Genomic DNA, 13,740 nt, shown 5'->3' with positions numbered 1-13,740 from the left:
CATGCTGCATAGACTATCCATTCGCGATATCGTCCTCATCGACAAACTGAATGTGGATTTCAAAAACGGCCTGTGTGTCCTGACTGGGGAAACCGGTGCGGGTAAGTCCATCTTGCTGGACAGTCTCGGTCTTGCCCTTGGCGCACGTGCCGATAGCGCCCTTGTGCGCCACGGTTGTGAAAAAGGCAGCGTCAGCGCGGAATTTGACTTATCCACCGATCATCCTTTCTGGCAAATACTGGATGAACAGGACATTGAACGCGATGACAGTCTTGTCTTGCGCCGCGTCGTCAATGCAGACGGTCGATCACGTGCCTATATCAATGATCAGCCTGTTTCCGTCGCCCTGCTGAAGCAAGCCGGGGCCGCCCTTGTTGAAATTCATGGACAGTTTGACACCCAAGGCCTGCTTAATCCCGTAACCCATCGCGGTTTACTGGACGCTTTTGGTAATTTGGGCGATCAGGCCAAACAGACGCGAACCGCCTTTCGCAGTTGGAAGCAGGTGGAACGCGAACGCATGGAAGCAGAAGCCGCCCTTGAAAAAGCGCGTGCCGATGAAGAATATCTGCGCCATATGGTCGAAGAACTCACCCAACTTGCCCCGCAGGAAGGCGAAGAAGAAGAACTCGCAGCCCAACGCCAACGCTTGATGCACGGCGAAAAGCTGATCGATGGGATGAATCAGGCCCACGGGGAGCTGACATCGCATAAAGGGGTCGAAGTCAATCTGCGCAATGCCTTGCGTCATTTGGAACGTATCGCAGAAAAAGCGGAAGGGCGCCTAGATAGCGTCATAGAAACATTAGATAAAGCGTCTGAATATACGTCCCTTGGCATTCAGGAATTGGAACGCGCCAGCAATGAAGTCGATCTTGACCCCCGCCACCTCGAAGCCGTGGAAGAACGCCTATTTGCCTTGCGTGCTGCTGCACGGAAACACGATGTTCAGGTCACAGAACTACCCAACCTGAAAGATCGTTTCGAGGCTCAGCTTAATGCGGTTGAGGCGGGCGACACAGCTTTGCAAGAGCTCCGTCAAAAAGAAACGGCCCTGCGCACCGCCTTTATCGAAATCGCCGAAGATTTGGGTCAAAAACGCCGGGCAACCGCGCAAAAACTGGATAAAGCGGTTAATGATGAACTCACACCGTTAAAATTAGGCGGTGCCACCTTTGCGACCACCATTCAAAAACTGGATGCCGCAGACTGGAATGAAACGGGTTGTGACAAAATCGCCTTTGAAATTTCCACCAACCCCGGCGCCCCTCTTGGCCCGATTGCCAAGGTTGCGTCCGGTGGGGAACTCTCGCGTTTCATGCTGGCTCTCAAGGTCGTTCTGGCACAAGCCGATCCCATCCCGACCCTTGTTTTTGATGAAGTCGATGCCGGTATTGGCGGGGCCACAGCCGCAGCCGTTGGGGAGCGTTTAGGTCAGCTGGCCCAGGATGTGCAAGTTCTGGTCGTCACCCATTCCCCGCAGGTGGGCGCGCGCGGCAACCATCATTTGCGCGTATCCAAGGCTGAAAATAACGGACAGGTTGTTTCCACCATTCGCCCGCTGAGCGATGAAGAACGCACCGAAGAAATCGCGCGTATGATTTCCGGCGAACAAATCACAATCGAAGCCCGTGCAGCGGCCGATACCTTGCTCAATGCCGTTTAGGCATCACACATATAACAGAGACTAAAAAATGGCGATCCAAAGCTTACGCACCATTCCTGTTGATCAACTGACAGAATTCGACGCCTATGCGGAGCTGAAAGCACTCACAGATGAAATTCACGCACATGACAAGGCATACTACCAAAAAGACGAACCGAGTATTTCGGATGCAGACTACGATGCACTGCGTCAGCGCAACATGGCGATTGAGGAAAAATTTCCTCATTTAAAACGCAAGGACAGCCCGACAGATAAAGTCGGCGCACCGCTGCAATCCGGCTTTTCCAAAATCAGCCACGCCGTTCCCATGCTGTCACTGGGTAATGCTTTTGTCGAAGAAGACGTGCAGGATTTTCTGGACCGTATCCGGCGCTTTCTTGGGTTATCAGCCGATGAAGCCGTTGAAATTGTCGCCGAACCGAAAATTGACGGCCTATCCATTTCTCTCAGATATGAAAACAGACGCTTTAAACAAGCCGCCACCCGTGGTGATGGGGCGGTTGGCGAAGACGTCACCCAAAACATTCTCACCATGAAAGAATTGCCGTTGAACCTGCCGGATAACGCCCCTGATGTGGTTGAAATTCGGGGCGAAGTCTATATGGCAAAAGATGAATTTGCACAATTGAACCACCTGCAAGAAGCCGCCGGTGCCAAAACCTTTGCCAATCCCCGCAACGCAGCCGCCGGATCGTTACGCCAGCTTGACCCCAACATCACGGCAAAACGGCCCTTGCGCATGTTTGCCTACGCGTGGGGGGAAATGTCCGCCTCCCTCAGCAACACCCAAATGGGGACGATTGAAACATTCAAAAATTGGGGCTTACCCGTTAATCCCCTGACCAAAGTCTGTACCAACATCAACGATATTATGGCGCTTTATCAAGATATCAACGATCAACGCGCCGAGCTGCCCTATGATATTGACGGGGTGGTCTATAAGGTCAACCGACTGGATTGGCAGCAACGCCTCGGTTTTGTGTCGCGCTCCCCACGATGGGCGATTGCGCATAAATTTCCGGCGGAAAAAGCCCAGACCGTGTTGGAAGCCATCGACATTCAAGTTGGCCGCACAGGGGTTCTCACCCCGGTTGCCCGTTTAAAACCGATTACTGTTGGTGGTGTGGTTGTCTCCAACGCGACCCTGCACAATGCAGATGAAATCAAACGCAAAGACGTCCGTGTTGGCGATAGTGTCATTATCCAACGCGCCGGGGACGTCATCCCGCAAGTCGTCGAAGTTGTTCTTGAAAAACGCCCCGAAGGAACTGCCGAATTTATATTTCCGACCGAATGCCCGGAATGCGGCAGTCATGCCATGCGCGAAGAAGGCGAAGCAGCCACGCGCTGCACCGGTGGATTGATCTGTCCGGCACAAGCCGTGGAACGCTTAAAACATTTTGTGTCGCGCAACGCCTTTGACATGGATGGTCTGGGGGCCAAAAACATTGAACGATTCTGGCAGGAGGGATTAATCAAAACCCCCGGTGATATCTTCCGTCTGGGCGATCATGCCGAAACCATTGCCAAATGGGACGGCTGGAAAGAAAAATCCGTTTCCAATTTAAAAAAATCCATCGACGAACGCCGCACGATTGGACTGGACCGCTTTATTTATGCCCTTGGTATTCGTCAGGTGGGGCAGGCAACCGCACGTACATTGGCCAAAAACTACCTGAGTTTTGACAATTGGTATCAGGCCATGACCAAAGCCTGTGACCCACAAAGCAGTGAATTTTCCGACCTGATTGATATTGACGGGATCGGACATTCAATGGCGCAGGATATTGTTGAATTCGTCCATGAACCCCATAACCGTGACGTCATGGAAGACCTGAAAGCCCAGTTACAGATCGAAGATTTCGCAGCCCCCAAAACGGACGGCAGCCCGGTTGCGGGCAAAACCGTTGTCTTTACCGGCACACTCGTCACCATGACCCGGTCAGAAGCCAAAGCCAAGGCCGAAAGTCTCGGGGCCAAAGTGTCCGGTTCTGTTTCGAAAAAAACAGATTATGTGGTTGCCGGGGAAAGTGCCGGGTCCAAACTTAAAAAAGCAGAAGAACTCGGCGTACAAGTCTTAAGTGAAGAAGACTGGCATAATTTAACCAAATAATCCAAAACCTCACCCAAATGGGGGTGGCCCCTCACAATAGAACAATTCTATATTCAGGTTGTCAGGCATAAATATAGAGGGATGATATGTGATGAATGCCGACCCCACCGGGATGGAAAACATCGGCGATGATGATGACACGCGCCTCATCGCCACTGCATTATATAATGCACAAGGATTCGAAAACGCTTTATCGCGGGTTTCCGATTATATTCGTGAAGCCAAAGACACCATGCAACGCCGTGAATGGCAACGCATCGCACTGGAATTAACCAACATATGCGCCGCCGATCCACAATGTGAGGCCAAAAGGCGAAAAATCCTGAATTGACGCTGGTTTATTCCACGTCGATCAGTTCAAAATCGTGCGTAATCTCAGCCGTTGCCCCCAGCATGATGGAAGCTGAACAGTATTTCTCCGCCGACATCTCAATGGCCTGAGCCACTTTCTTTTCTTTCAGATTGCGGCCCGATACCTTGAAATGGGCATGAATTTTGGTATAGACCTTGGGGTCTTCATCGGCGCGCACGCCGTCGATTGCCACCTCGCAATCGGTCACATCTTCGCGCATACGGCCCAGAATATGAACAACATCAAATGTCGTGCAACCGCCCATTCCCAAAAGTAACATTTCCATGGGACTCGGGCCGATACTGCCTTGCCCGGGGCCTTTTGCTTCCATCACAACACCGTGACCGCTGCCACTTGTGCCGATAAATACACGGTCTTCAACCCATTTAACACGTGTCGTCATTGCTTGGTCCTTGACTTAAAAGAGATATGGCTCCTACATAAACGGTATGTTTCTAAAAGGAAAGCCATATGATTGATTGGGCAAAAGTCGATAAAGCCAAGGCGCCAGCGACATTGGGCCAAGAAATATTTCACGTCCGGGTTTCCGAGATCACCCCGAACGGGTTATTTTCCGTCTGTAATGTCGCAGAATACCTGCAAGAAAGTGCCTTTCGGAACTCTACCTTGTTGAATTTGGGGATGGAGGCCTTGCAAGGAACCAACTTGGCATGGGTTCTGGCCCGCTTGTCTATCCATGTGCGCCATTATCCCCGCAAGGGCGATGCGGTTGCCGTACAAACATGGTATGCGGGTCAACAAGGACGTTTTGGCAATCGTTTTTATCGGTTACGCGATGAAAACAACATGGTAGTCGCCACCGCCCTATCGACCTTTGCCCTGTTTGACCTGAAAACACGTAGCATTGCCGACTGGCCGGAATTTGTCCTTGCGCGCATGCCCGAAGCCGGTGAACGCCCGATTGATTTTCAACGTCGTACCGTGGAAAAGCCCCTTCTGGGTATTCCGCAACCGCCGTTCAAACCGCGTTTAGGCGATATTGATCTTTATAATCATGTGAACAACACCAAACTGATCCAATGGGCCTTAAGCGCCTCTGCACATAATGTGCGCCATCCCTTCCAACCACGGGCACTGGATATCGTCTTTCGGAACGAATGCCGACTGGAAGACAGCGTACAGGCAATGGTCCAGCAGGTCAGTGAAAAAGACAGCAGCGTTTTACTCACGACAACAGATGGTAAAGAATTAATCCGCGCCCATATTACCCGATAGGCCCCCTATAATAAGAAAGTTACCCCCATGAAAACAGAACAACCCCAAATCATTCGTCTGGAAGATTACCGTGAACCGGCCTATCTGGTAGAAAATGTCGAACTTGTTTTCGATCTTGAAAGTGAAAGCACACGCGTTGTCTGTGCCGCAACCTACTACGCCAATAATACGGACAATGCGCCCTTGGTTCTGGATGGTGAAGATTTAAAACTTCTCCATATTTCTTTGGATGGTCGGGAGCTTGGCGAAAATGACTATAGCTGTGATAACAAAAGCCTGACCATTCCCGACCTGCCCGAACGCTTTGAACTGGTCATCGAAACCGAGATTGACCCCAAGGGCAATACGCAACTCAGCGGCCTTTATCAATCCAACGGCACTTATTGCACCCAATGCGAAGCCCAAGGTTTCCGCCGAATTACTTATTTTCAGGACCGCCCGGATGTCATGGCAACCTACAATGTGACTATCATTGCTGATAAGGCAAGCTGTCCTGTCCTGTTATCCAACGGTAATTTACTTGAACACAACGATGTTGAAGACGATCAACATATTGCCGTTTGGCACGACCCGTTCCCCAAACCATCCTACCTGTTTGCCCTTGTGGCAGGTGATCTTGCACAAGTCAGCGATACTTTTGTCACCTGCACCGGGCGAACGGTTGATCTGCATATCTTTATCGAACATGGCAATGAAGACCGGGTCGATTGGGCGATGGAAAGCCTCAAGGCCGCCATGAAATGGGATGAAGATCGCTTTGGTCTGGAATATGACCTTGATCTTTACAACATCGTTGCCGTCAGTGATTTCAATATGGGGGCGATGGAAAATAAATCGCTGAATGTCTTTAACACCAAATATGTCCTTGCCAAATCCGATACGGCAACCGATGCGGATTATGCCGGGATCGAAGGTGTCATTGCCCATGAATATTTCCACAACTGGACCGGCAACCGGGTAACGTGCCGCGACTGGTTCCAACTATCCTTGAAAGAAGGCCTCACCGTTTTCCGTGATCAGGAATTTTCCTCCGACATGCGTTCGCGCCCCTGTGAACGTATCTCAAATGTCAAAGTTCTACGCGCCGCCCAATTCCCCGAAGATGCCGGCCCGCTGGCCCATCCGGTGCGACCCGAACAATATATGGCGATTGATAATTTTTACACCGCAACCGTCTATAATAAAGGATCCGAAGTCATCCGTATGATGCATACACTTTTGGGGGAAGACAATTTCCGCAAAGGTATGGACCTTTATTTTGAACGTCACGACGGACAAGCCGTCACCTGTGACGATTTTGCTGCGGCCATGATGGATGCCTCCGATATTGACCTGACACAATTTAAACTTTGGTATTCCCAGGCCGGAACACCCGAAGTCACCGCCCATTGGTCCTATGACCATGAAGCCCAAAGATTTGACCTGACATTGGCCCAACATCTTGCCCCGACACCGGGTCAAAATGACAAACAGCCGATGCATATGCCAATTTCCGTTGGCCTGCTTGATCTTGAAGGTATGGAGATTTTAAGTGATGTTCTCTCGGTCTCCAAAGCGCGTGAAACCTTTAGTTTTGAAAATATCGAAAGCGAACCGGTTATCTCGCTCAATCGGGACTTCAGTGCACCGATTAAATTAAAAGCCGCGTACAGCCGTGTGGAATTGGCGTTTTTGATGGCAAACGACAGTGATGATTTCGCCCGATGGGAAGCCGCACAGACCTATGGTACAGATCTGTTGCTGGATATGGTCAAAGCCTATCAAAAGGGACAGCCTTTTAAAAAAGACGAAGATTTCATTCAAGCCCTGCGCCAAACCCTGTTAAATGATCAACTGGATCTGGATTTTATTGCCCTGTGCCTGCAATTACCGACAGAAGGTTATTTGGCAGAACAAATGGAAACCATTGATGTGGTTGCCATTCATCAAGCCCGCGAGGCCCTGCGCCGTTACATCGCAGAAGACTTGCAAAAAGATTTCCTGCGGATATTCCGGGATTTACGCAGTGACAAACCCTATAGCCCGAATGCGGCTTCCTGTGGACAACGCGCTTTGAAAAACACGTGCCTCTCCTACCTTGCTGAAGGCGATGACCCGGCCTGTCTTGCGTTGATTACAGCACAATATCACAATGCCAACAATATGACGGACCGTATGGCCGCTTTATCCATTCTCTCTAACAAAGAAGCTGACGCCCGCCTTGAGGCACTGGAAGATTTCTACACCCGCTTTAAAGACGATGCCTTGGTCGTGGATAAATGGCTGAGCGTTCAAGCCATGTCCAGCCTGCCCGGCACACTCGCCACGGTGCAAAACCTGATGTCGCATGAGGCCTTCTCAATTAGAAACCCCAACAAGGTGCGCTCCCTGATCGGCGTTTTTGCCCATGCCAACCCCTTGCATTATCATAATGAGGATGGATCCGGTTATGCCTTCCACACTGATCGCATTTTGGAACTGGATAAAATCAACCCGCAAATCGCCGCCCGTATGGTTGCCCCCCTTGGCAAATGGCGCCGATTTGATAAAAAACGTCAGGACTTGATGAAAGCCGAACTCCAACGCATCATCGCCACAGACGGTTTGTCCGGGGACACCTTCGAAATGGCGAGTAAATCGTTAGGTTAAAACCAAAAAAAGCGTGGACTCAAATCGAGCCACGCTTTTCATTTTTTATCAGGGATCGTAATCAGGCGAGACGAATATCAGTCGTTTCGCCGTACATCCCTTGAATCAGTTTTTGTGCATGCTGCACCATCTTGTGATGGGCCGTTTTTTGGATCAAAAAGCTCGGGTTATTGCCCTGCTCGTTGTAACTCACAAAATTATGAATGCCATACCTGATTAAAAAATCTTGTCCTTGGTTCATTTTATTATTCCTTATTATTATTTTTTTGGAACCGCTCTAGCCAGTTTTCGGGTGGCGTTTCTTTGTTTTTCTTCTTTTTCAAGTCTCAATGCCTTGAGATCTGCAATCCGCTCGGTGCGGAGGCGCTCGGCATCTTGTTTTTCTTCGAGAAATTTATCGCTGTCTAATTGGCTTTTTAAGGCCAGTTCTTCCGCCCTCGACATAGTGGGTTTTTTCATGTCAGTTCCTCTTTCGTTCGCTTGTGGAACTGCCCCCCAAACCGAATGTTCGGGAGGACAGTTTCAACACAGCGTTATACGATAGAGAGGTTCGTTACCGACTTCTTACCGTTGCGACCTGTTTCGAGTTCATACTCAACTTTCTGGCCTTCGTTCAAACCGGCAAGACCAGCTTGTTCAACAGCAGAAATATGAACGAACGCATCTTGTCCGCCATCTTCCGGCTCAATAAAACCAAAACCTTTAGTCGGGTTAAACCACTTTACACTTCCAATAGCCATAACATTGTCCTTTAATTGGAAAGAGAATATACGCATCCCACAACGCGTGGAGATACGTTCAATTGAAATCACAATGTATAGAGAAACGTAGTACGTCAGCCTAAGCTGAAAATAACAGAATCGCATAACCGTGCGAAATATTGAGCGCCATAGATAATCTTTATCCATACCGGTGTCAAGTGTATTTGTAAAAACTTTTTAAGCCCATGATTTGCCCTGCCTCTCAGAATTTTCGCTTTGCCATTGTGACTTTCTCAAGATAGCGTTGGCTTTCCTTGGGCATCTTGGTTCGTAACCGTTGATACACTGCGCGTGGTGAAGATTTATTAATCAGGGCAAAGGCTTGATCCTTGTTTTTATGAAAACTGCGCAAGACATTGCCCGCCCCGCCGTTATAGGCGGCGATCACGCAATATTCCCGTGTAGTTGGATTCTTAATGTGCTTTAGATATCTTGATTGCAGGATATGCAGATAGGCACATCCCATCCGAATATTATTTTCAGGATCAAATAAATAGCTGCGTGTTGGTGTACCCGCCCGCCCATGCACAACTTCATAGGCATCGCGCCCTGCCGTTGTTGGCACAATCTGCATCAGCCCATATGCAGGCACCCAACTGACCGCGTAAGGATTAAAATTACTTTCCGTCTTGATAATCGCATAGACCAATGAGCGTTCAAGGCGATAGTGACCCGCATATTTATTCACCAGCCCGCCATATCGGTTTTGGCGGGTATCGGTATGATTGCGCACCAAGGGAAATTCGACAAAAGTTTCCGTCTTGGAGATACCGTTTTCCAGCACCACAGTTCGCGACTGTTTTTTATGATTAAGCAAGTAATCCGCAAACCGGTTTGCGCGCCATTCCCATCGGACATATTTGCCATCGTGATCCACCACCTGACCATATAAAAATGGCTCTTTCCCCAATTTGACAGGGTCGGCGGAAAACAAATCAACCTCGCGCGGATCAATGGGTGACAACAAGGTCGTCACAATGGAGCGTTTTAAATGATCCGGTTCCAATGTTTCCACCCGAACCAGTGATTTATCAAAATCAATAACGCCCCGGCTTTTATAATTATCACTATATTTTACAAATACTTTTTTTGACGGTGTGGTGGCATTATCCTGCCCCCAAACGGTAATCACATCCTTCAAAAACTGTTGGGCAAATTTATCCAGACGTTCAATATCACGTACAAGTGTTTTTGGATTACTGGCCCAACTTGTCGCCTTGGATGTCGCAACAGAACGCACAGCCCCGCTCAAAGACCCGCTGCGTGCCGCTGTGCTGATGGTCCGTACAATTTCAGATGTCGAACACGCCGTCAGCGCCGCTGGTAAGCAGCCCATTAAAAAAGTACGCCGAGAAATCATGCAAAGACCTTTTGTTCAACACGGGTGTAAGTCATTCCCAATGTTATAGCGCGCATTCCCATAAAAAAGGTAAACGCCGCCCATAAACCATGATTTCCCCAAACCGACTGCAACATCAAACTTAAGGGAATATATAATGCCAGCGATAACACCATCATATTGCGCAACATGCGTGTTTGCGTCAGCCCCAGATATATACCATCCATTTGAAACGCCCCGACCGCAACTACAGGCAAAACCGCTGCCCAGATCAGATATTGTTTTGCCGTTTCCAACACAGCCGGGAGATTGCTAAACAGGTTAATCAACACATTTCCAAACAGGAAATAACAAACCGACAGCCCAATCGCCGTTAAAAAAGCTGCCTTGGTCGTCGCCCGAACAGCCCCTTGAAAGGCGGGACGGTCTTTTTTACCCACCCCATGCCCACACAAGACTTCGACCGCATGGGCAAAACCGTCCAGCCCATAAGAGGCAAACATCAAAAATTGCAATAAAATCGCATTGGCGGCCAACACCACATCGCCCATCTTGGCACCTTGGGCCGTCAACCAGGCAAAGGCAGACAACAGGCACACGGTGCGAATGAACAAGTCGCTGTTCATTGAGATTAATTTTGTAAATTTTTCGCTGACAAAGATAACCTCACCGCGCCATGCACCTTCAATTTTCACCAAATTGCGCCGCATCAGGATTAACCCGATCCCCAGACCGCAATATTGGGCCAAAACGGTTGCGAAGGCGACCCCTTCCACCCCAAAACCCAATCCCATCACAAACCAAAGGTCCAGCACCACATTGGCAATATTCGTGGCAACCTGTTGTATCAGGACAGATTTTGTATCCTTACAGGCCAGCATCCAGCCGATCAGGATATAATTGGTCAAAGCCGCCGGGGCTGACCAGATCCGCACCTGAAAATAGGTTTTGGCCAAGGCTTCCACCTCTGCGCTGGCGTCAATCAAATAAGCGGACACTTGAAAAATGTAAGATTGCGCCCCCCATAACAGGGCACTCGCCAACAATGCCAAAATCAGGGCACGGGCAAACAAGGCACGCACTTCTTCCCCGTCTTCACGACCCAAGGCTTGCGCGGTCAATCCGGTCGTTGACAGCCTGAGAAACCCAAATCCCCAATAGATATAATCAAAGATTAAGCTGCCCACCGCAACAGCCCCAAGATAGGCCGCCGTTTCCATATGGCCCATGACAGCCGTATCCACCGCACCGATCAGGGGCACCGTGATATTGGACAGAATAATCGGCAGGACCAACGCCCAAATCGCAGGCGAATTGCGCATAAGACTTACTTTTCGTGTAACTTCAAGGACAACGAATTAATGCAATAACGCAATCCGGTCGGTTGTGGACCATCTTCAAACACATGGCCCAAGTGACTGTCACATTTCGCACAATGAACTTCGGTTCGAATCATGCCGTGAGTCGTATCACGATTTTCTTCAACACTGTCGGGATCAAAAGGTTGATAAAAACTCGGCCAACCACTGCCGGAATCATATTTGGTATCGGAATCAAATAAAGGCTCCCCACATCCGGCACAATGATAAACACCGGGTGTTTTTGTATCCCAATATCGCCCGGTAAAGGCGCGTTCCGTGCCACGCTGGCGACAGACCGCATACTCGTCCGGGCTTAGTTTTTGGCGCCATTCTTCATCCGTTTTTTTAATTTTATCACTCATAACATCTTTCCATTTCATCCATTTTTCAAAACACTAACTTAAATGGAAAGAAGGGTCACGCAATACAAGGCCCACCTCACAGCCTTGTTACTGATCGCGGCGCAGGAAAATAAAATCACCGCCCACATCATGCCCGGCAAAACGGATATTGGAATATTGCGGCGTTTGGCGTGCATTCAATAAAACTTGACGCCGCACTTCGCCAAACAACTGGGTGCCGTCCAGCATTTTGGTATTATCGCGCAGGCTTTTTAAAAAGGCATAGGCGAAAACCGAATGTTGCCCCCCGCCCAGATCACTGACGGGTTCCAGTGCCCCGGATGCCAGAACGGTACGCGATTTTCGTCCGGCAAGTGTTTCCAGATACGCACTGGGTTGTTCCGTCAGTTTCAAACCGCGTGTTTGATCAAGTTCACCCGCAGATCGGGTTAATGTGCCTGCATAACAACTATCGGCAACAATCATCACATGGCGCGCTTTCAATGCCTTCAAGGTATCGGTAACATCGGCATTGGATACCCAGCGCGCGCGCGTCTGACGACTAGCATCAACCGGCAGCCAATAGCCGCGTTCACTTTCTTTATCCATCCAGCCATGCCCGGCATAATAGATCAAAAAATTATCGTCTTTTTTTAAGATTTTTCGATATTCATCCAAGGCTGCAATGATCTGATCACGCGTTCCATTCAGCAAAAGCGTCACGGAAAACCCATAGGATTTGCGCAAAAGGGCCGCAACTTCCTTGGCATCCGTGACAGCTGTTTTCAATTTATCCAAATTGGGATAATCGTTATTGCCGATCACCAAGGCATAATACCGCCCGAAACTGACATTTCCTGATTTAGCTAAAACAGCATTTCTCTTGATCAAAGGAATACTTGGTGAAGGTTTTGCAACAACGGGTTTGGCTTTTTGCGCATCTGGCTGTTGAACCGGCTTTTTCACCTGTTCCTCACAACCTTTCCCCCCATATTCACACCATAAATCCATAAAGGTTGTCTGCGCTTTAAGGGAAAAAGAAAAAAAACACAAACTGACAAAGAAAAAGAAGAAAAAGCCCCACCTTATCATTGTCCCAACAACTCCGCCCGGCGTGTTTCAAATTCATCACTGGGTAAACCATAAACCAGAATTAACTGGTTGTCGCCAGCCTTCACCAAGGCCGTTCCATAAGCCTGACCTTCCCGAAAACCCACCACTTTAAAAACCGCTGGTCCCTTTATCTTGCCCCCAAAACAATTTAGATAAGCCTCCCCTTTCATAGCCATACCGCCCAGATTATACTGACCCTCACATACTTTTTGATCATTTTGCGTATAAAAATCAAAAGGTTGTCTCATACCTGTTCGCCCTGTCGTCAGAGCATAACCGAGAATTTCCTTGCGCCCTTTCGTATCCTTTACCAAGGCAATTGCCGGTAATTGCTTTCTAAAAGGCAGCTCTTTGGGGGACACAAAAATCCGATCATCCAATGCCGCCAGCCGACATTCACATTTCTTCCCCAGATGACGGCTTAACTCCGCCATTCGTTGCATGCAATCTTGCAATGTACGTCTCACCGCCGTACTGGCCTTGGCATGCCGCCAACGTCCGTTATAAGTTGCGCATTGCGCAGGATGCCCGATCGCAATCGCGCGATGTTTCGGTTTATTCAACCAATCTTTGCCAAAACTATTTTCACTGAAAAACGGATATTTTGTCACATCCAACACCTGGCCCTGCATGGAACCATAACGGTTTGCCTGCCCTTCAATCACGCTGAAATCCGAAAGATCATGCGCAATTAATGATCCGGAAGGGACATGGGTCAATCGACTGGTTTGACATCCTGCAAGGATAAGGATGCTCAAGAAAAAGCAGGACAAACGAACCATATTTTCCTCTAGGTATGAATATAATTCGCATCATAGTCTCAACAAATG

At 49.0% G+C, this 13,740-nt stretch carries 14 protein-coding genes; 5 read left to right on the top strand and 9 right to left on the bottom strand.

Features of this window, described 5'->3' with window-relative positions:
• Window position 1 precedes the first annotated feature (1 nt).
• The 3 genes from recN to IEW74_RS07420 all read left to right on the top strand — a co-directional run bounded on the left by recN (window position 2) and on the right by IEW74_RS07420 (window position 4,110).
• Window positions 2–1,666, top strand: coding sequence for a DNA repair protein RecN (gene recN, locus IEW74_RS07430; protein ID WP_188663338.1), 1,665 nt, complete (start codon window positions 2–4; stop codon window positions 1,664–1,666).
• Window positions 1,667–1,694: 28 nt separating this feature from the next.
• The gene (gene ligA, locus IEW74_RS07425; protein WP_188663336.1) at window positions 1,695–3,779 is read left to right on the top strand and encodes an NAD-dependent DNA ligase LigA; all 2,085 of its coding nucleotides are present in this window, start codon (window positions 1,695–1,697) and stop codon (window positions 3,777–3,779) included.
• Window positions 3,780–3,870: 91 nt separating this feature from the next.
• Complete coding sequence (locus IEW74_RS07420) at window positions 3,871–4,110, top strand: hypothetical protein (protein ID WP_188663335.1); 240 nt, start codon at window positions 3,871–3,873, stop codon at window positions 4,108–4,110.
• Between the two features lie 7 nt (window positions 4,111–4,117).
• On the opposite strand, the gene IEW74_RS07415 is transcribed toward IEW74_RS07420, so the two are convergent.
• Window positions 4,118–4,534, bottom strand: a complete 417-nt coding sequence (locus IEW74_RS07415; RefSeq protein ID WP_188663333.1) for an OsmC family protein — start codon at window positions 4,532–4,534, stop codon at window positions 4,118–4,120.
• Between the two features lie 68 nt (window positions 4,535–4,602).
• Between IEW74_RS07415 and IEW74_RS07410 the strand changes: the two genes are divergently transcribed.
• On the top strand, window positions 4,603–5,367 hold the full coding sequence (locus IEW74_RS07410) for an acyl-[acyl-carrier-protein] thioesterase (protein ID WP_188663331.1): 765 nt from the start codon (window positions 4,603–4,605) through the stop codon (window positions 5,365–5,367).
• 27 nt (window positions 5,368–5,394) lie between these two features.
• On the top strand, window positions 5,395–7,995 hold the full coding sequence (gene pepN / locus IEW74_RS07405) for an aminopeptidase N (protein WP_188663329.1): 2,601 nt from the start codon (window positions 5,395–5,397) through the stop codon (window positions 7,993–7,995).
• A gap of 61 nt (window positions 7,996–8,056) precedes the next feature.
• On the opposite strand, the gene IEW74_RS07400 is transcribed toward pepN, so the two are convergent.
• The 8 genes from IEW74_RS07400 to IEW74_RS07365 form a co-directional block, all read right to left on the bottom strand.
• Window positions 8,057–8,236 carry a hypothetical protein gene (locus tag IEW74_RS07400; protein ID WP_188663327.1) on the bottom strand — a complete coding sequence of 60 codons (180 nt, stop codon included), beginning with the start codon at window positions 8,234–8,236 and terminating at the stop codon, window positions 8,057–8,059.
• 17 nt (window positions 8,237–8,253) lie between these two features.
• Entirely contained in the window at window positions 8,254–8,454 is a 201-nt protein-coding gene (locus tag IEW74_RS07395; protein WP_188663324.1) for a hypothetical protein, read from the bottom strand.
• A 74-nt stretch (window positions 8,455–8,528) separates the two neighbouring features.
• Window positions 8,529–8,735 (bottom strand): cold-shock protein, encoded by a 207-nt coding sequence (locus IEW74_RS07390; RefSeq protein WP_188663322.1) that lies wholly within the window; start codon window positions 8,733–8,735, stop codon window positions 8,529–8,531.
• A 223-nt stretch (window positions 8,736–8,958) separates the two neighbouring features.
• Window positions 8,959–10,092 carry a murein transglycosylase domain-containing protein gene (locus IEW74_RS07385; protein ID WP_188663319.1) on the bottom strand — a complete coding sequence of 378 codons (1,134 nt, stop codon included), beginning with the start codon at window positions 10,090–10,092 and terminating at the stop codon, window positions 8,959–8,961.
• Window positions 10,093–10,112: 20 nt separating this feature from the next.
• Window positions 10,113–11,417, bottom strand: a complete 1,305-nt coding sequence (locus IEW74_RS07380) for an MATE family efflux transporter (RefSeq protein ID WP_188663317.1) — start codon at window positions 11,415–11,417, stop codon at window positions 10,113–10,115.
• Between the two features lie 5 nt (window positions 11,418–11,422).
• Complete coding sequence (msrB, locus tag IEW74_RS07375; RefSeq protein WP_188663315.1) at window positions 11,423–11,818, bottom strand: peptide-methionine (R)-S-oxide reductase MsrB; 396 nt, start codon at window positions 11,816–11,818, stop codon at window positions 11,423–11,425.
• Window positions 11,819–11,905: 87 nt separating this feature from the next.
• Complete coding sequence (locus tag IEW74_RS07370) at window positions 11,906–12,808, bottom strand: caspase family protein (RefSeq protein WP_188663313.1); 903 nt, start codon at window positions 12,806–12,808, stop codon at window positions 11,906–11,908.
• A gap of 77 nt (window positions 12,809–12,885) precedes the next feature.
• A complete protein-coding gene (locus IEW74_RS07365) occupies window positions 12,886–13,692 on the bottom strand; it encodes a hypothetical protein (RefSeq protein ID WP_188663311.1) in 807 nt (268 codons plus the stop codon).
• Window positions 13,693–13,740: the final 48 nt, after the last annotated feature.

Origin of the sequence: Terasakiella brassicae (assembly GCF_014641495.1) — a bacterium.
In the GTDB taxonomy this organism is placed as follows: Bacteria; Pseudomonadota; Alphaproteobacteria; order Rhodospirillales; family Terasakiellaceae; genus Terasakiella; species Terasakiella brassicae.
This window is presented reverse-complemented; position numbering and strand designations above follow the sequence as displayed.